We start from the raw sequence: 17,229 nt of genomic DNA on the forward strand, positions 1-17,229 counted from the left end.
TCGCCCGCCGTCGAGTGGCGACGACCCTTCCGAACATCACGATGAATCTATGACGAATATAGACGTAACAAACGACGCAATCCCGGCCAATATCCGCTCTATCGAGAACTGGATTCTCTGGCGTGAGGGAGAGCGCAACGGGAAAGCTACCAAAATCCCGACTAAACCGTATCGCACCAGCGGTGATATCAACTGCGACGTCACCAACCCCAAACAGCGCCGCGACTTCGACACTGCGTGGGAGGCACTCAACGACTCCCGCGTGCCCGGCGATGGCCTTGGCTTCGTCTTCACCGACAACGTCTCCATCACTGGCGTCGACCTCGATAAGTGTCGTGACCCTGATACAGGCAAGCTCGAAGACTGGGCCGAAGATATCATCGACCGACTCGACTCATACACCGAAGTGTCTCCCTCCGGTACGGGTGTGCATATCCTCGTCGGGGGCGAACTGACCGCCGCCGGGAATCGCCGGGGTCGCGTCGAGATGTACGACTCTGATCGCTACTTCACCGTGACCGGAGCGCACCTCGAGGACACGCCCACGGAGATTCGGAAATGTCAGGACGAGTTAGACGCCGTTCACGGTGAGTACATTCGTGGTGAGTCCAGCTCGGATGGGCAGTTGAGTCTCGCCGATACCGCCGCGAGCGATACCTCAGAAAGTGGAGGTAATCGTGGCGATCGGCGCTCCACCGAAGTCCCTGGTCGGCAGAGTGAAAGCGCACTCGTCGAGCGCTACGGTGACGCCTTCAGAAACATCCGTGACCCGGCCATCCGAGAAGCCCTCGAGCGGGTCCAGACGAAGTACCTTCCTCCGGTGTGCCCCAGTACGTTTGCCGACCTCGCAGGCCCCGGTATCGAGCTATCAGATGGCGAGATTCTGAAGCGGATGTACGACTCGCAAGGTGGCGACCGGAAACGCCGCCTCTACGAAGGCGACTCCTCGATGTGGGGGTCTCACGATGCCGATTATCCGAGTCAGTCTGAAGCGGATATGGCGTTCGCTCATACGCTTGCGTTCTGGACGGGGAAAGACCCCGATCGGATGGACGCGCTCTTTCGTACCTCCGGGTTGATGCGACCCAAGTGGGACGGCCAACACTACTCGAGTGGTGCGACCTACGGCGGCGTCACTCTCGCCCGCGCGCTCCTCCGAGTGGATGACCACTACGAACTCCCGAGTGACGATGGGGTGAAGTTCTCGAAGGCCGACGGGCCAACGACCTCGACCTCGACCTCGGCCTCGTCGACGTCCGCTCGCTCTGGGGCGTCTTCGAGCGCCTCGGATGTCCCCGCGAGCGACGTGGCATCCTCAGCATCCCCTCAGACGCCCCAGGACGCCGCTGGTGCGTCCGGAGCATCCCCCGTGAGTGATGGCGCGTCTGCATCGACCGAGGCCGCTCCGAGCGCCCCCGGCCCGCTGCACACGGATGACGCCGCGACGACCGCCGAGAGTTCCCCCGACGTCCTCCTCGACCTCGACGGCGACAACGACAGCGACAGTGGGGCCGACAACGGAGGTGTGGGTGTGGATATGAGTGTGGACCCGGCCGCTGCTGCGGACGCGGCTGCGAACGCCCCTACAGGACAGTCAACGTCGACGGCCATGCGCGACGCTTCCCCCACCTCGAACGACCGGGGCGAGTCGACCCCTGATGGGAGCGTCACTCCCGAGGGCGTCTCGCCCGCTGCTCCCGACGGGACGGATATCGACTCCGACCTCGATGAGAGTACGCAGCGGATGATGACCGAATCCGTCACGAAAGCCGGTGGCAACTGGTCGCGGACCAATCCCCATCTCGACGATTCCGAGAAACATCCGACGGATTGGACCGTTGGTCCCATCGAGGGTCGAACGCCGACAGCCCAGGCGATGAAGGTCGCTCGCGAGGACAACCGCGTACTGGCGCGGTATCAGACCCGCCTCGAAGAGCGGCTCCGCGATCTCGCGGATGTTGAGGAGGAACGTGACCGCTACAAGTTCACCGCCGAGACCTACCTGAAGGCGATGGACGAGCTGATGGGCGAACGCGAACGCTACCGGACCCAGCTCAAGCGGGCCGGCTTGTTGTCACCGGCGGATGCCGACCTTCCGGACGACCCCGTCAAGCGGCTCAAGCAGATTCTCCGCCCGCTGGTCCGTCGCGAAGACGTTGCGACGGCCAAGGAGACGCTCTCCGGCCTCGATGCCGTCCTCCGCGAGTACGAGGAGGCCAACGAGCAGATCCAGGCCGACGAACGTGAACGCCGGAAACAACGAGGGATGTTCTCCCGCTTCTTCGGCTAACTCCGCTCCCCGGCTTTGCTGGTGGGGTGGTCGCCGCGCGTCTCTCCCGCACGGCCAGCGGTGTGCCCCTCCTCGTCGCTGCGAAAGTATTGGACCCCAAATGGGGTGAGGGATTTGAGATGACCAACATCCAGTCTGACGAGCGGCGTACCGACACCGACCACACGGCCGAGCGCGAGCCGGTCAGCGTGGTCTTCAAAACGGGCGAGGAACCCGAGTTCGGCAAGCCCGACCACGACCCCCACGGCGAGACCTTCGCCGCGGTCAGCCACTCGTTCACCTCATGTGACGGTGGCTGTGGGACCAGCGGCCTGGTCCCGACCGCGTTCCTCGAGGACGCCGACGGCCTCACCGGATGGCCCCCGTTCGACGTCCTCTGTGAATCCTGTGCGAACGCGGTCGTTCGCGACGACTACTCGTTCTAGACGGTCGACCCGAGAACGAGCCCTACTGAACCGACACGACAGAACAGAATCTTTCGATGTTCTCGTTCCTCTTTCTCCCTTCCGCCGTGGGTATTGGCCCCCAAGGGGGAGTTAGGGACGTGCGAGAGGGCGACGAAGACATCAGCCTCGTTCGTCGTCTAGATATCGAACTCACGAGCGACTGGGACGGTCCCCATCGGTCAGCATGAGCGTGCGAGCTGTCCCGAGTCACAGATACAGACGGAGACTCACATCGGGGATCTCCCGACACTCGGGGCGGTGCGATCAGTACGCCCTGCCGCCGGCGGTGGTCCTGCTTGCGATTCCCGAAAGTATTGGCCCCCAAAGGGGGTGAGGGAAGTCCGGGTGGGGCGAGACGCGTCCTCGTTCTGTCCTGCTCGTGAAATCCCCCTCAGAGAGACTACTATGAGTGCAAACTCCAACCTCAGCGTGGAGCAGCGTGCGGCAGACATCAGCGGCAAGTTCGGCGAGATGGGCGTGGACGTGCCCGCTTCGACCGTCCAGGAGCGAATCGCGGCTATGCAGGAGTTCAGCGTCCCACTCGAGGAGGCGACCACGACGACGGTTCGCAACCTCGCAGCGGAGTACGACCTCGACGACGGCGACCTGTCCGAGGACATCTCGGCGCTGGCGGGCTTCGGTGGCGACGCGAGCGGCTCGCACGCCTTCGAGCGCGTCATGCTCGGCGACATCGCAGACGTCGGCCCGGAGGAATGGGTGGACGTCCGAGCGCAGGTCGTCGACCTCTGGGAGCCCAAGCACGACTCCATGCGGCAGGTCGGCCTCATCGGTGATGAGAGCGCCCAGATGAAGTTCGTCGTCTGGCAGAAGAACACTGAGAGCCTGCCTGCCCTCGAGGAGGGCGTCACCTACGACATCGCCTCGGCCATCACCAACGAGTACGAAGGCAAGTACTCCATCTCGCTCAACAAGGCCAGCGAGGTCACCGAGGCCGCCGCCGAGGACGCCGTCGAACCCACCGACGGCAAAGTGCGCGCAACGGGCACGCTCGTCGCCCTCGAAGACGGGAGTGGCCTCATCAAGCGCTGTCCCCACGAGGACTGCACCCGCGTCGTCCAGAACGGCCGCTGCTCCGAGCACGGCGAAGTTGATGGTGTGTTCGACCTTCGGCTGAAAGCCATCCTCGACGACGGTGAGCGCGCTGTCCGAGCGCTGTTCAACGCCGAGATGACCACCGCTGTCAGTGGCATCACGCTCGAGCGAGCGAAGGAAATGGCCGCTGAGGCCCTCGACGCCAGCGTCGTCGGCGCAGAACTCCGCGCCTCGCTCATCGGGAAGACCTTCGACGTGCGTGGCCCGGTCGTCGGCGAGTACTTCCTCGTGGACGAAGCGGTCGAGACAGGCTACTCCGCGGACAACCCCGGCCTCAACGACGCGAGCATGGCCCCGGCCGTCACTCAGCGCCAGCCGGCCAAGCGCCTGTTCGCCGAAGAACTCAACCAGGCGACCCACTCGTTCACCCGCCCCGAAGACGAGGGCGATGACCGAGCGCCGAAGTTCACGCTCCTGCCGAGTGGCGAGGCAGCCAACCGCGTGTTCGTCGTCGGGACGCTCATCGAGACGGCTGACGTCGGCAGTGACTCCGAGTTCTGGAAGGGGCGCGTGATGGCCGCTGGTGAGGCCGCCAACCTCTACGCCGGGCAGTACCAGGCAGAGGCAATGGACGTGCTCCGGTCAGCCGAGACGCCCTCGTACGTGGCCGTGGTCGGCAAACTCCACCACTACGAGACGGACTACGGCGTGAAGGTGTCCATCCAACCTGAGTCCATCACGGTCGTCGACCGCGAGGCCCGTGACTCGTGGGTGGCCGAGACCATCGACGCGACCCAGCAGCGCCTCGGCGCGCTCGCCAGTCGCGACTCCGACGCCACCGACGCCGTCCAGTCGGTGTACCAGTCGGATGTCTCCGACATCGAAGCGGCAGTCGAGGCGGCCATCAAGGACATCGCGCCGGAAGCGAGTCCTGCTCAAGCCCAGTAAGGGGCGAGCCGTCCCCACCTCTCGGAGGCGTTTTTTGACGCTCGAAGCCCCTGATCCGGTTCGGCTAGCGCTCCCCCGGTTGTGAGAGGCTTGTCGCTTCCGCCCCGCCCCGTTCCGCCGCCCCGCTCCGCTCCGCTCCCGGCCTCGCTTCGCTCGGCCGGTTACCGATGCGGTTGGCCCCCCCGGATGGACGGTCACTCTCGGGCCGAGTATTGGTCCCCTAAAGGGTGAGGAAGTCGAGCAGCGCGGCGTGTCGCCGCGACGTCGACGACACTCGCGTCGTTCCGATTCCGAGCCAGAGCTCCAGCTCCAGCTCGAACTCAGACTCGACATCGATTTTGTCCGCGGCGCGGCCGTGCGCCGCCGACCCGACCGAACCGATCAGTCTCGACTCACCTTCGACTCCGACCACGAATTATGTCCATCCGATATGCACCCCCGGTCAACGTACCGCTCCTGACCACCGCCGTCTTTTCGATGTTTATCACCGCCTACGTCGGGATGATGTTCCTCGCTGTCGATCCGCAGTTCGCTACCACCGGCCTCTGGACCGTCTGTGTCGGTGGCTTCGCAGTCTCGACCGCATACATCGTCATCTCGACGATCCGCCGCATCCTCCACGCGTTCACCCGACCGTCCTGGTAGCCGGCGGTCGCTGTGCATCGAATATCCAGTTTTGCTTATGTCGTTGAGGGCGTGCTGAGGACCACGGATTTCGGTCCCTCGACAGCCGTGACCCCACACTCGAAATCTTCTTTACGAATTGAATGAATGCACTCCCCGACCAGACACTAAGCCATCGACCTCGCGCACCGTTCGTTCTGGTACTTTCTCGAAAGGAGGGTGTCCCCGGCCATCCTTACGTGAGAGGCCGAGTTCCCGTGCTTGTACGGGCAGTGGGATTGGAACTGGCTTTGCTATCGGCTTCGGCGTTACAGTCATCCGCGGCTAATCCACCGCTAGAGACTGCTCCGCTGATCCTACGCTCGGCACTGGTCGAGCAACTTCGCTCGCTCGTGGCAGGAGACGTGGGAAACTGTCCTAATCCCCGGTGGATGTGTGCCCATCCATGGAGGGGTGTCGTCCGTCGTAGGAGGGTGTTTTGGGCACGACATCAGTTGGTCCCTTAACATAATAAATATTATGACTTTCGGGGTCACAATCAGAATACAGGGTTCGAATACCCAGGAAGTTGGATTGAGGTAGAGTAATAAGGGCCAGCATTAGCGCTATACCACTTGTCGGGCTTCGTCTTATGAAGTTTGAAGAGACGGTAGACTACCTCGCCGAGGAGCTTGACCTCGAGGCGTCACTCTCCGGCCTGTCCCCTGAGGGCGCATCTGTCACCGCGTCCGGCTCCGACGCCGTTTCTACTGCTGGCTCCTCCACTGCTGACGACGCCCGCCGAACCCCAAGGACAGTCAACGGAATATCCTTCATTCGCACACCCAACTCCCGCTTCGCGATGCGCGAACTCTCCTCCGCTGAGGACGCCTTGAACTGCGCCAACACCGTCACGACCACCAACGCGAAATCCGTCGTCGAAAGCGCCGCCTCATACTCATACCCGCAGGACGGACACGCGACGTCCTGAACGACAATCTCCGAGTACCGCGCCGACGTCTGATTCACCCTCTTGCCCACCTCCGACACCGCGATGTTGATCACGTCCTGGACGCCCGTCGTTCCCGCCACCACCCATGGAACCGACAGCTGTACCTCAAACCATGTCTCCTCCTCGCCGTGCCCAGACGTCGTCATACTGTTGTTCCATATGCGTCTCACCCGTATGAGGACTCGTTGGCTACATTGAATGTGGAACTACACCCACCACATTCTGGTCCGCACGATATCGACCGGAGCACAGGCTGCTTCTGGGGGGGTTCGTGATCGGCGGTTCGGGAGGCTGAGGCGCTGCTCGGCGGCTAAAGGTCCGGTTTTCGAAAGAGAGTTTAGTTGGAATTCTGAGTTCGATCGGTAGGGAACTCGGGGGTGCTAGGGTTCGTTACAGTTCAGGACACAATCAGGTATCGGGGAGTACCGTTATCGAGGTCTGTCGAATCTGAGCCTGAATCCGAACCTGAGTACGGGTATCAACTGTGCTCATACACATACTCAGGCAGCTCCTCCGTCGAGTGACTCGGTGTACTCGGTGAGACGCTGTTCGGTGTATTCCTTACAACTCTCAACACCAGCGCGTGCCAGGCAGAGTGGGTGGAATCGAGACGCTACGACCGGATCGTAGTTCATGTCATCGTTCCGGACACCACAAACCCAACACGACGAGGGGTCACGAGGCGAGTCGCCGTTCACGAATCTCATCAACGCGTTTGCCTTGAAGAGACCGAGTGCCTCAGGGTGGTCCGTGAGGAATCGGCGGTTTCGCTTCATCTGACGCTCTTGCTGTGCGAGCTGTTTGCGTTCGGCTATTGCTTGAACGCGGTCGGGGACACGAGCGAGTTCGTCTTCGATGAGCGTCTCGAGCAGCACTGGCGACGGCCAGGTTGTCGAAACGTCACCTGAGAACTTCGCAGCGGAACTCCGGGGAACAGCCTCACCAGCATCAGACGAGCGCGACGACTGACTAACACGCTGAGGTGTCGCAGGCGTCGAGCGAGTCGATGCGGTGATCGGTGCACGCTCGAGAATCTGAATCTCGGATTCCCAACGCGAGTCGAGCTTCGGTTGACCCTGGTACGTCTGGTTGGACTTCTTGTACGGTAACTTGAAGTCAACAAGGCGGACCACGTCACCTTCGTTCGGCTCGGCGAGAATCTTCTTCGAGATGATTACTTCTCCATCGGCATCATCCGGGTCGGCCGTTGATGCAGTAATCTCCTCTTCGCTAGACTCCCAGACAGAGACACGAACTTCATCCTCGCGGCGATCTCCATCCGTGACGATCATCCCGAATTTTAATCCAGGGACGTCAGCATGGTAGATCTTCTTCACGACGCCTTGCGTGGTGAGATAGCCTTTCGAGGACCAGAGGTTCGCCTGTAGAATCGCGTTGATTCGCAGGACGTTTCTCGGGTTCGTTGCTTCGTCTTCGAGGAGTCTGAGGAATGCCGACGTCACATCTTGTCCATCCAGCACACGCTGTGCAAGGTCGGACGCGACTTCGACGGGTCGGCGACGAATCTCGTGGACGGTCTCAGCCTGGAGCAATCTGCGTGCTTCAGTCAAGACCTCCTCACGAAGTTCAGAATCCTCAGCGTCGAGCTCCCGAAGGGGCTCGGCGAGGTCGTAGAGTTGCTGGGCGACGGTCTGTTCACGACGCGCAGGAGCAACACCAGCACGCGCGCTCCGGTAGCGAGCGAGCAAGTCGGTGTGTGCATCCAACGTCGCAGCCAGGCCAGTCAGGTGTCCAGCAGCGTCGATTCCCGCAGAGACTCTCTTTAGCTCTGCATCCAACGCCAGTCGGCGCTCGATACCAGGAATCGACGATCGAGAGTACTCCGCTGGATTCGCAACGAGAGTCCGGAGTGCGACTAACTCCCCAGAGGGAAGCGTCACTTCCAGATCGTCCGTTCCGACACCCTCTGTCTCGCGTGGCGTCTGTTCATCCTCGGGGATGTCCTTCAGCGCACGCAGTCGGCGAGTGTGTGCATCCAGCTGGTCTTCAGGGACGAGTGTTCGTCCAAGGCGCACCGGAACCTCCGTCGAACTGATGGGGTCGTACTCATCGAAGCCAGATGCCGTGCCCGTCAACTGGTCGCCAGTCGGGTCGGTCAGGCGGTCGTGGCCCATGTAGATGTACTGCCCACGTGCGATGACATCAGATTCAGAGAGCGCATCAGCGGGTCGTCCGCGAGCGTTCATCTCAGTCCTCCGCTCATCACTCCGAGACGCGACCATCGGTTGGCCATCGTACCAGCCGTAGACGCCCTCGGATTCACGTTCGAGTTCGAGTTCAGAACCGGACTCGTGCGCACCAGTACGCTCGGACTCACGCTCGAAGTCGACACCGGCATCGACATCGACGAAGACGTCGACATCGGAGTCGAATTCGGAGTCGGACTCGGTGGTCGAGTGTTGTCCATCCACGGTGCCACGGAACTCACGCTCAGTCGAGACTGCGGACGGTGAGTGAGAACTCGTGTCTGCGTTCGTGTCTGCATCGAGGTTGAGCCACCGACGAATCGTCGGGGATTCCACTCCGTCGTCGAGACGGCGGATCTCCTGGGTGGAGAGGCGAACCGTCGCCGGGAATCCGTGGTCTGCCGCCTGCGAGAACAGGCGAACAGTGTGGGTGGGGTGCTCATGTTCGGTGTTGTGTTCGATTTCGGTACTGCCGTTCTGTTGTCCGTCCTCAATGAGGTCGGACCTGTCGGTGTATCCACTCATGTCAAAACTAGAAAGCGCCGTACTTTCCACACTCAGAAACGCGAACAGCGGTCATAACTGTGTCGCGCTATCCCTTCGCTGTCTGTCGATTTTTCCGTTGTAACCCCCCACAAACCCGCGTACATTCAACACCTCCAGCGCGCGACGGACACCCCCCGCGAAAAACTACGTCGAACAGGACCAGTTAGGACAGAAACTCGCTCACGGAACGGCGCTTCCGCTCATCGAAAGTGGAATGGAAAGGCGAGTGGCCCTTCCTAGTTTTGACATGTTGAGCCGTTCAAGCTCACCAGTCGCTACGCCGGAAGAGTACTTAACCGTAGCGTGAGTTTACACCGGCCAGGTAGGGAGTGAAGGTGTATCGTTCTCCCAGTAAATCGCATCTATTGCTGCTGGGAACTGCTGTAGTCGGTCATCGAGGACGGCGAGTGGGTGCGCATCGAGAAACGTCGCGCTATGTCGATCAACCGGGGTGTCTTCGTGGTTGAGTTGGATGTGGCAGGGGCCAAGGTCCGGGTGGTCAGCGTCCTGGTGGAAGCCGAGCATCAGGTTCCGCTCCGGTTCGATCCAGTTGATACGGTAGTATTCGTGGTCAACGCCGGCAGGGTACCAGAAGCGAATCTCCAGTCGTGCGGTCGCTGCCTCGTACGAGTCACCCAAGAACGTTGTCGGATCGACCTCTGCGATGACGTACCGAGGCCGTCGTCGAGACGGGCGATAGCGCACCTCCTCACACCCCGCTTGTCTCGTCAATCGGTCGTGAACGTCGCGGAGGAGTGTCCGCTGTGTATAGCGGTCGCGACCGGCCAGAAAGATCATACTTTGTGAAAGGGGGATTAGCTCGTGGCGCGGTCAGCCACGTCGGTCATCTGTTCGCGAGCGGCCTCCACGTCGGAGTAGAGTTCCAGTGCGTGCTTGATGAGGCGGCGATCCTCCTCGTTCTCGCGCCAGAACGCGATGACGTCACGACGTTCGCGAATCTCGTCACTTGCGAGGTCACCGTCGGCGAGCGACTGTTCGAGGTCCTCCCACGTCTCGACGTCGTAGGTTTCCTGCCACTCCTCGATCTCCTCGGTGATTGCGACCAACTCGCTCCGTAACTCCTCGCGTGTGTTCTCCTCGATGAGCGTGCGGATTTCCTCGAAGAGCAGTCGCGTGTAGTCCGGCTGATAGCGCGTGCTCTCGCCGGCCTCAACGCGTCGCAGCTGCCCCTGTTCGACAAGCGCTTGGAGTTCCTCGTTGGTCGTGCTCCAGGCGGCGTCGGCCTGTTCGCTGATCCAGTTGACCGACCGTGGTTCGCAAAGCGTCTCGGCGACCGCCCGAATACGGTCGCGGGCGCTCATCGACTCGGTCCACGACTGGACGCCATCTCGCGAGGAGTCGGACATATTGGCACCTCTGGTAACAGCGTTCGCGCTGTACTCTCATATATGTTTGTACTATCTCGCATAATCACGAGCTGTTGCAAGCGAGGTCGTCTGGACGTGCAAAAGTGAAGCCGCACGGAGATACGTAGTTGCCTGGTTCACGAATCCCCCAAAGGCTTTAGAACATAGTTTGCGTACTATGGACTATGTCGAATGTACCATCTTCCATCCAACCACCGGATGCGGGACACACAGCCCACCGGTTTTTCGTCATTCAGGAGCTGCTGGGGACGCCTGATCTCGCACGGTTCTACACGGATTTGTTGATCAACTCCCCAACAACGGTCACGGCAGCCCGTGATCGCCAGGGCTTCTCCAAGAGTACTGCCTACAAATACGCGAATACACTCGCCGAGTTAGGTGTCGCCAAAGAATTAGACGAGTACGAAGCTGGTTCTGCACTCTGGCGTGCAGACCCCGTGAGTGGGGACTGGACAGACGAGATGACTCTCGAACTCGGTCCCGCCATCATCGCAGTTTACGGGGCGATTAGCGTCGACGACGATCTCGAACTCTTCGTTGATCGCCACGGGAAAGCCGCACTCGCACCAGCAGTCGTGGCCACACTCACTTACTTGCAGGGGGAAACGACGCGTCGTGGCGTCGCCGACAAGCTCGGTGTGCCTGCTGTAGAGGCCCTCGCAGTCACGCAGGCTATCGAGCGAATCATCGCCGTGGTGAAAGACCACGACCCGACGCTCGACGACATCGCGTTTGAGGTGGACGTTCACGAACGCGCAATTGAGCAGGGGGCGTATCACCGGGCAGATGAGTGATGAGGTGAATTACCATCGACGAACCGCTTGGCATTCGCGATCGAGAGGGCTGCGTTTGCGAACGCGAGGTTGCGCCGAAGCGTCTGCCATGCTTGAATCGTCTCCGGATCCATAGCCGACTGTTCCGCGGCTATGTCTCCGAGTGTCTGGTTCGTCTGCTCGATGGCTAATTCTTCGGGCGAATCAACGCCGTATTCAGAGCGATACTCGTTGAGCTGGTCACGCATCTCGCCAATACGCGTGACGAGTTCATCCGTCGAGACGTGCTCGAGGATATCTGCCGCCTGCTCAACGACGAGCGATTCGGAGGACCGGCGTTGACATCCTCCCCGCGCTGAAGCGCGAGGATTCCTTCGTGGGGCGTCGGGCTGTTCCCAAGCCCCCGAAGGCAACTTCCTCTCCCGCTGGAGAGTACCGGGTTCGTGCGCTACACGTCGGCCCTCGAAATGAGGGTATGGCGTATTCGGCGTCCGAGGTGGACGCGGTATCCGCTTGTGTCGTGCCCGATACCGCCTGACTCGAGGCGTCCGAATACCGGGCAACCACCCACCTTTGAACAGTGGGTGGACACGGGTCGTGCCATCGACCGTACTCCGCCGACGATGGCGGAGTGCAACCGCGAACGGGGCGTGTTTTGGTGTGCTGTCGCCCCCTCGTTTGCGCGGTCGTTGCCGGCCGTCTCCAGTGACGGGTAGGGGTAGTGTGAGGACGGCGAACGAATCTCAACCACGTACTCCCCACAGGGGTTGCCGGTGGTGGGCGTGAAACCGTCCGTATCAGCGGGAAGCGACCCCGAGTCTTCCGATTGAAAGTTTACGCGAGTTGTCTTCCCACATGATACAACGCCGGGCTGCTTGATAATGTCGGTTGTGGAGGGTTTGTCGGATTCATCCCCGCGCTGAAGCACGGGGCTTTCTCCTCGATCTCCCGGAACGTGGGAATATAGTAGTTCGACAGAGGACTATATTACCTATTTGGCCATTCCCTGTCGCCAGCCCGCTTCGGTTCGGGCTCTCCCACCTACGCCCTAACTGGACTAGGAGGTAGATTCAATTTGGGTATTCTAAAATACCCTACTTTGAACTACCTTATTCGGCACTATTATAGTGGTAGCACAAGGTTGTGAGTCTATGGATGAGTTCGTCGACCGGGATGCTGATATTGCGGCCCTCCAAGAGCGGTACGACACCGATGAGCCCTCGCTAATCACCGTCTGGGGCCGCCGGCGCGTCGGGAAGACGGAACTGGTCGAACACTCCATTCGCAACCGGGACGACGTCGTCTACTACCAAGCCACGGAGACCACAAAGCAGGTGCAGCTCGACGATTTCGTGGCAGAGGCCGCAGGAACTTTTCCAGGCATCGAACGCATCCGCCGCGAGTGGGAAGACGTCCTCGGCTATCTCTTCGAGCAGGACGCGCTGCTCGTCCTTGACGAGTTTCCGTTCCTTATCGAGAGCGACGAGAGCCTCCCGTCGGTTATCCAGCGACTGTGGGATCATGAGGTAGACGGGACAAGTGCCACGTTGGTGCTTGTTGGATCGTCAATCAGTATGATGAAAGAGAAAGTGATGAGTGGCGGGAGCCGCTTCACGGCAGATTCGATATGCGTCTCCAGCTGGAGGAACTGCCGTTCGGCGCTGCCACGGAGTTCTTCCCCGACTACGACCCCGAAGAGACGATACTGGCGTGGGCCGTCTTCGGCGGGACGCCACACTACCTGCAGGCCGTCAACGACGACCGTCCACTGCGAGAGAATATCCGGGATACTGTCCTCTCGAAGCGGGGGTTTCTCCACGATGAACCTGAGTACGTCCTGCGAACCGAGCTGGAGAATCCGAATCGTTATTTCTCGATTCTGAAGACGATTGCCGCCGGGAATGAAACCTCAAATGAGATCGCGCAGGCGGCTGGTATTGACTCCGACCAGATCAGCCACTACCTGAAGAACCTCCAAGACCTGGAAATTGTCGACCGGGAGGTGCCGGTGACCGAAAACCCCGCACGGTCTCGGCGGGGACAGTACGTATTGAAGGACGCACTGTTCCGGTTCTGGTTTCGATTCGTCTACGGGCAGGGCGAGAAGTACGACCGAGCAGGCACCGACGCCTACGAGGAACTGATTGAACCGCATCTCGCAGATGCAGTCAGTCCGAAGTTCGAAGAACTGTGCCGAACCGCCGTGTACAACCTCTACGACGCGTACACGTTCGATCGAGTTGGCCGTTGGTGGTATCAAGAGCAGGAAGTCGACGTGATTGGACTGACGACCGAGAATACGATGGTCGCCGGCGAGTGCAAGTTCACTAGTCAGCCGATGGGATACGACGTGCTGAACACCCTTGAGAATGATGTCGAAGACATCCGTTGGACGCCGCAGGGCACGGACGACGTCTCCCACGAGTTCTGCTTGTTCTCACGGAGCGGGTTCAACCACAGCCTCATCGAGGCCGCAGAAGAGCGCGATGACCTCCGCCTATTCTCGATCGAAGACCTCGTCACAGTGTTCTGACAACCAGTCGAATGTCTGGCCGTCCCTGACATCCTGAGCGAATTTTCGATCGTATCGCTACCGTTGTAGTCCGGACTTGGCTAGCTCTCGCTCAGTATTGGCCCCCCAAGGGGGTCGAGGGGGTTCGAGAGGAGGATGGCCGACAGCCGCCCGCCTCCCGAATCACCCACCACGGAGTGACCTACCGATGACATACTACCACGACGGACAGCACCGCCTCTCGAACAGCGACGTCGAACAGGACGACCGTTTCGACGAACTCCGGCTACGCGGCCTCTACGAGAGCCCCCACCTCGAGAGCGACTGTCTCGGCGTCCGCCTCGAGAACGCAGGCGAACTCATGATGGCCGCCCGGACCCAGCCCGAATACGACGAGTTCGGCCTCGAAATCGAAGGCACCGGCGGACAGGAACTCGACGCCTACTGGGTGGGTGCAAGCCTCCGCACCACGCAAGCCCGCGACATCGACCCGATGGACCTCACCGACGAGGACCTCACTGGACTCCCACTCGAAGCTCAAGAGCGCCTCCACGGACTTCGCGAAGAGCGGAAACGCCAGCGAGAGAAAGCCCTCGCCGCCCACGTCGCGGGCATCGACCGCGAAACACGGCGCCGGGAGGAACTCCTCAGTGAGTACCGCGAGCGCCGGGCTGACTACAACGACCGCGTCATCGGCGACAACATCCACTCCTACGACCCGTTCGAGCAGCTCGACGAGGAAACCACCCAGCGCGTGTACGACGCTGCCGACCGAATCACCGACCGCCTCGTCACGCCCCCGAACAAGCCCATCCTCGAACACCGCCTCGCCAGCAAGGTCGCCCGAGGACAAGACCTCTTCACCGCCCAATCGAACGTCCTCGACGAACTCTACCAGGAAGCGGGCGTCATCCAGCCCATCTCTTCGGTGCCGATCCATCCCCTCGAAGTACAACGTCGAAGCCGACATCCAGGGGACCGTCACGCGACTCTGGCAACCCAAATCCCGCGCCCAACAGCAGGTCGGCCTCATCGAAGACGACACCGGGGCCATCAAATTCACCGTCTGGACGAAATCAAATCAGGGAACCATCCTCCACGAAGGCGACCTCGTGCGCGTTGTCGCCGGGAAAGTCGGGAAATACCAGGGCCAAGCGACGCTCGCCGCCGACTCCGAGACTCGCATCACGGTCATCGAGGCCGGCGACGGGCCAGCGCCACGCGGCGACATCCCGAACGTCGACTGGGCGAAATACGCCAAACGAAATCGTGCGCGCGGCATCGAACAGCCCTTCCAGCGGCACGGCGGCCGCTCGATACCCGCGCTCGGCACACCCGGTGTGCAGGAAGTCTCTCGTCCCGTCCACACGCCGGTCGACCGCCTCGACGCCGAAGAGAGCGGGCAGATGGACGCCCACGAATGGCTCAAAGCCACCGAGATATTCGACGAAGACGGCGACATCCCACTCCCGACCTGGTGGCGCGAACAAGCCACCGTCGTCTCCGTCCTCGTCGACGCCGACGCCGACCGAGACGCGATTCACGCCACCGTCCACGACGTCATCGCCACCTCACGGCCCGACTCGACGCCCGGCCCAGACCATCCCGTCCCACAGGGCAAGCGCCGTCTCTGGGCGCTCGTGCGCAACCTCGACCACTTCGGAACCGCACTCGAGGACGAGGACTCGGGCGCTCCCGACGAACCCATAGCAGCCACCGAAGACGCCAGCATGAACGCGCTCACCGGTGTCGCGACTCCTGACACCTCCGAGACGACGGCGACGACAGAGCCCAGCCTCGGCCTTCCCACGACCACCTGCCGGTGTCCCAAGTGCTCCCACGACCGGGCGCACTACCGACTCGTCCAACTCCGCTCCATCGACGAGCCACCGACCAGACTCCTCTCGTGTGCCAGTTGCGGCCAGCGCTGGCGCGACGACAGCTAACCTCACACTCATGTGCTCACATACCAACTCCAATCCCGATAGCAGCGACACCGATACCGATACCGACGCCACTCTCACCGACGAGGAGCTGTTCGACCTCGATATCGTCGACGGCGAAGATCCCTCGCGAGCGGTCAACCCCGACGACCGATACCGGTCTGACCCACCGGGGCCAGGCCCAACCGTCGGGACGCGCTTCGCCACGCTCCAAGACGGGTCGTTCGCCATCATCGAGCGTGCCGCCCTCGGCGGATGGATCAGCGCCGACGAAACCATCAGCCTCGAAGACGCTCGCTGACCGAACAGGCCAGGACTCGCAGACCGTCGCGATCAGCAATCCTTCCCAGAGTTTTTGCTCCCCAAGGGGGGTGAGGGGAATCGGAGGAGAGACGAGAAATACCGTGTCTCTCACGGCTCTCGTGTGCCTCGTTCCGACGCTTCTCGGCCCGTCTCACTCGTGGAGAAACTCCCCCAGAAGACACCTCAAACAGCCATCGAACCAGAACCAAACTCGAACCAATGTCCACCAACGCAACACCCGCAGATTCTGCGGTCAACGCCTCCAGCGACGACCTCGCGACGGCCGCGACCACCCTCATCGAACAGTTCCCCGACGACGCCGGCGATGAAGCCCTCCCGAGTGTCGACGATATCGTCACCCGGCTCGACCAGATGGTCAACGGCTACAACGTGCCGCTCGAGGAGGCTACTCGCGCCACGCGCAACCACTACCTCGACGTGCTCGGCATCGAATACGACGACCTCGCACTCCCCTCGCAGAGTGCCGGCGACACGACGCTCGACGAAATCAACACCGACGGCCAGTGGGTCAGCGTCACCGTCAAGGTCGTCGACCTATGGGAGCCGACCAGCGACAGCATCGCCCAGGTCGGGCTCATCGGCGACGAGAGCGGCCGACTCAAGTTTACCAAGTGGGCCAAAGCCGACCTTCCCGAACTCGACGCGGACGGCGTGTACCGACTCGAAAACGTCGTCACCAGCGAGTACGAAGGCCGTTACTCCATCAACCTCAACTCCCGGTCGGTCATCGAACCCGTCGATGATGATATCGAAATCGGCGACAACGCCGAGGAGTTGACCATCGAGGCCCCGATGGTCGCGATCCAGTCCGGAAGCGGGCTCATCAAGCGCTGTCCCCACGACGGCTGTACGCGCGTCCTCCAGGACGGCCGGTGTGCCGAACACGGAAAGGTCAAAGGCGAGTTCGACCTCCGCATCAAGGCCGTCTTCGACGACGGCGTGCGCGTCCAGCACGCCATCTTCGACAAGCAGGAGACCGAAGCCCTCGCCGACATCACAATCGAGGAGGCCAAACAGCAAGCGATGGACGCTCTCGATACGAGCGTCGTCGCGAACGACCTCACCGACGCCCTCGTCGGTCGCTACTACCGAGTCAGCGGCCGCGTCATCGGGAAATATCTCCTCGTCGATGAGGCCGACCCACTCGCGTAGGCCCACGCCCCGCCCACTACCCTCTCCAATTC

The 17,229-nt window shown here is 61.4% G+C and carries 15 protein-coding genes and 2 pseudogenes; 10 read left to right on the forward strand and 7 right to left on the reverse strand.

Annotated features, from left to right (window positions below):
- Positions 1-49 precede the first annotated feature (49 nt).
- The 3 genes from ATB1_RS20010 to ATB1_RS22590 all read left to right on the forward strand — a co-directional run bounded on the left by ATB1_RS20010 (position 50) and on the right by ATB1_RS22590 (position 4,737).
- Positions 50-2,290, forward strand: coding sequence for a hypothetical protein (locus ATB1_RS20010; protein WP_052368121.1), 2,241 nt, complete (start codon positions 50-52; stop codon positions 2,288-2,290).
- A gap of 119 nt (positions 2,291-2,409) precedes the next feature.
- Positions 2,410-2,715 (forward strand): hypothetical protein, encoded by a 306-nt coding sequence (locus tag ATB1_RS17515; RefSeq protein WP_042666008.1) that lies wholly within the window; start codon positions 2,410-2,412, stop codon positions 2,713-2,715.
- A gap of 426 nt (positions 2,716-3,141) precedes the next feature.
- On the forward strand, positions 3,142-4,737 hold the full coding sequence (locus ATB1_RS22590) for a hypothetical protein (RefSeq protein ID WP_052368123.1): 1,596 nt from the start codon (positions 3,142-3,144) through the stop codon (positions 4,735-4,737).
- Between the two features lie 220 nt (positions 4,738-4,957).
- Here ATB1_RS22590 and ATB1_RS17525 read toward each other — a convergent pair whose 3' ends face one another.
- Complete coding sequence (locus ATB1_RS17525) at positions 4,958-5,149, reverse strand: hypothetical protein (RefSeq protein ID WP_042666010.1); 192 nt, start codon at positions 5,147-5,149, stop codon at positions 4,958-4,960.
- 5 nt (positions 5,150-5,154) lie between these two features.
- Between ATB1_RS17525 and ATB1_RS17530 the strand changes: the two genes are divergently transcribed.
- Entirely contained in the window at positions 5,155-5,382 is a 228-nt protein-coding gene (locus ATB1_RS17530) for a hypothetical protein (RefSeq protein WP_042666012.1), read from the forward strand.
- A 633-nt stretch (positions 5,383-6,015) separates the two neighbouring features.
- On the opposite strand, the gene ATB1_RS20020 is transcribed toward ATB1_RS17530, so the two are convergent.
- From ATB1_RS20020 to ATB1_RS17550, 4 genes are all read right to left on the reverse strand, one after another.
- Positions 6,016-6,498 carry a DUF555 domain-containing protein gene (locus ATB1_RS20020; protein ID WP_052368125.1) on the reverse strand — a complete coding sequence of 161 codons (483 nt, stop codon included), beginning with the start codon at positions 6,496-6,498 and terminating at the stop codon, positions 6,016-6,018.
- A 354-nt stretch (positions 6,499-6,852) separates the two neighbouring features.
- Positions 6,853-9,084, reverse strand: a complete 2,232-nt coding sequence (locus tag ATB1_RS17540) for a hypothetical protein (RefSeq protein WP_042666014.1) — start codon at positions 9,082-9,084, stop codon at positions 6,853-6,855.
- 330 nt (positions 9,085-9,414) lie between these two features.
- On the reverse strand, positions 9,415-9,903 hold the full coding sequence (locus tag ATB1_RS17545) for a hypothetical protein (RefSeq protein WP_042666016.1): 489 nt from the start codon (positions 9,901-9,903) through the stop codon (positions 9,415-9,417).
- Positions 9,904-9,920: 17 nt separating this feature from the next.
- Positions 9,921-10,472 (reverse strand): hypothetical protein, encoded by a 552-nt coding sequence (locus ATB1_RS17550; protein WP_042666018.1) that lies wholly within the window; start codon positions 10,470-10,472, stop codon positions 9,921-9,923.
- Between the two features lie 185 nt (positions 10,473-10,657).
- On the opposite strand from ATB1_RS17550, the gene ATB1_RS17555 reads away from it, so the two are divergent.
- Entirely contained in the window at positions 10,658-11,287 is a 630-nt protein-coding gene (locus tag ATB1_RS17555) for a hypothetical protein (protein ID WP_198526143.1), read from the forward strand.
- On the opposite strand, the pseudogene ATB1_RS17560 reads toward ATB1_RS17555, so the two are convergent.
- Positions 11,269-11,616, reverse strand: a pseudogene (locus tag ATB1_RS17560) (transcriptional regulator); the annotation flags it as partial. The gene ATB1_RS17555 and the pseudogene ATB1_RS17560 sit on opposite strands and share 19 nt — an antisense overlap.
- Before the next feature lie 801 nt (positions 11,617-12,417).
- Here ATB1_RS17560 and ATB1_RS24230 point away from each other — a divergent pair.
- Both ATB1_RS24230 and ATB1_RS17565 read left to right on the forward strand, forming a co-directional pair.
- Positions 12,418-12,804, forward strand: a pseudogene (locus ATB1_RS24230) (ATP-binding protein); the annotation flags it as partial.
- 89 nt (positions 12,805-12,893) lie between these two features.
- Entirely contained in the window at positions 12,894-13,799 is a 906-nt protein-coding gene (locus ATB1_RS17565) for an ATP-binding protein (protein ID WP_343122552.1), read from the forward strand.
- 265 nt (positions 13,800-14,064) lie between these two features.
- Here the strand turns inward: ATB1_RS17565 and ATB1_RS17570 are convergent, their stop codons facing one another.
- Complete coding sequence (locus tag ATB1_RS17570; protein ID WP_198526145.1) at positions 14,065-14,763, reverse strand: hypothetical protein; 699 nt, start codon at positions 14,761-14,763, stop codon at positions 14,065-14,067.
- Positions 14,764-14,890: 127 nt separating this feature from the next.
- Between ATB1_RS17570 and ATB1_RS22595 the strand changes: the two genes are divergently transcribed.
- The 3 genes from ATB1_RS22595 (at position 14,891) to ATB1_RS17585 (ending at position 17,197) form a co-directional block, all read left to right on the forward strand.
- On the forward strand, positions 14,891-15,724 hold the full coding sequence (locus ATB1_RS22595; RefSeq protein ID WP_052368127.1) for an RPA12/RPB9/RPC11 RNA polymerase family protein: 834 nt from the start codon (positions 14,891-14,893) through the stop codon (positions 15,722-15,724).
- Between the two features lie 10 nt (positions 15,725-15,734).
- On the forward strand, positions 15,735-16,022 hold the full coding sequence (locus ATB1_RS17580; protein ID WP_042666022.1) for a hypothetical protein: 288 nt from the start codon (positions 15,735-15,737) through the stop codon (positions 16,020-16,022).
- Between the two features lie 221 nt (positions 16,023-16,243).
- The gene (locus tag ATB1_RS17585; RefSeq protein ID WP_052368130.1) at positions 16,244-17,197 is read left to right on the forward strand and encodes a replication factor A; all 954 of its coding nucleotides are present in this window, start codon (positions 16,244-16,246) and stop codon (positions 17,195-17,197) included.
- The last annotated feature ends 32 nt before the right edge of the window (positions 17,198-17,229 follow it).

It is taken from the genome of Haloferax sp. ATB1, from assembly GCF_000730175.1.

Excerpts from the sequence above, each read along its gene's own strand:
- ATB1_RS20010 (WP_052368121.1), top strand. The coding sequence starts at position 50 with ATGACGAATATAGACGTAACAAACGACGCAATCCCGGCCAATATCCGC.
- ATB1_RS17515 (WP_042666008.1), top strand. The coding sequence starts at position 2,410 with ATGACCAACATCCAGTCTGACGAGCGGCGTACCGACACCGACCACACG.
- ATB1_RS22590 (WP_052368123.1), top strand. The coding sequence starts at position 3,142 with ATGAGTGCAAACTCCAACCTCAGCGTGGAGCAGCGTGCGGCAGACATC.
- ATB1_RS17530 (WP_042666012.1), top strand. The coding sequence starts at position 5,155 with ATGTCCATCCGATATGCACCCCCGGTCAACGTACCGCTCCTGACCACC.
- ATB1_RS20020 (WP_052368125.1), bottom strand. The coding sequence starts at position 6,498 with ATGACGACGTCTGGGCACGGCGAGGAGGAGACATGGTTTGAGGTACAG.
- ATB1_RS17540 (WP_042666014.1), bottom strand. The coding sequence starts at position 9,084 with ATGAGTGGATACACCGACAGGTCCGACCTCATTGAGGACGGACAACAG.
- ATB1_RS17545 (WP_042666016.1), bottom strand. The coding sequence starts at position 9,903 with ATGATCTTTCTGGCCGGTCGCGACCGCTATACACAGCGGACACTCCTC.
- ATB1_RS17550 (WP_042666018.1), bottom strand. The coding sequence starts at position 10,472 with ATGTCCGACTCCTCGCGAGATGGCGTCCAGTCGTGGACCGAGTCGATG.
- ATB1_RS17555 (WP_198526143.1), top strand. The coding sequence starts at position 10,658 with ATGTCGAATGTACCATCTTCCATCCAACCACCGGATGCGGGACACACA.
- ATB1_RS17565 (WP_343122552.1), top strand. The coding sequence starts at position 12,894 with ATGCGTCTCCAGCTGGAGGAACTGCCGTTCGGCGCTGCCACGGAGTTC.
- ATB1_RS17580 (WP_042666022.1), top strand. The coding sequence starts at position 15,735 with ATGTGCTCACATACCAACTCCAATCCCGATAGCAGCGACACCGATACC.
- ATB1_RS17585 (WP_052368130.1), top strand. The coding sequence starts at position 16,244 with ATGTCCACCAACGCAACACCCGCAGATTCTGCGGTCAACGCCTCCAGC.